Genomic DNA, 486 nt, shown 5'->3' with positions numbered 1-486 from the left:
TCTCCGGAACCGTCGGATATGTGGAACATGCGTTCGATTCGGTGCATGATGTTCCGGTCGGCGTGGTCACTGGGCATCGTCCGAGGTCGGGGCCCGTGTGGCGACCGGGCGGACGGTGATCTCAGGGTTCGCGGTGAAGATCAATCGGTTCGGATGCTGGGCGTTAGGTCTACCTCCCGTGATGATCTGTGCGAACAGGTCGTGGAGATTGCGATGAAGATCTATAGGGGCCTCTGGTGTTGCCAGCGTGGCTGGCCGGGTAGGGCATGTGGATGGTGATTTGCCGCCTTGCACGGCGTGTTATAAACGCGGGGAACTTCCGACTTCCTCGCGTGTCAGCTCTTGTCCGCTACTTCCCGTTACGTTTTCGACAATGATTGACGTCTCCGGTGCTGCCATGGTGCTGCCGAACGGATCGGATCCAGCTAACCTGTGGTGGTACGGAGAAAGACTGATCAAGATTTTGGATCTATCCTGACCTGCTAA

Origin of the sequence: Protofrankia sp. CiP1_Cm_nod1 (genome assembly GCF_920888515.1) — a bacterium.
In the GTDB taxonomy this organism is placed as follows: domain Bacteria; phylum Actinomycetota; class Actinomycetes; order Frankiales; family Frankiaceae; genus Protofrankia.
Note: the sequence above shows the minus strand (reverse complement) of the source record.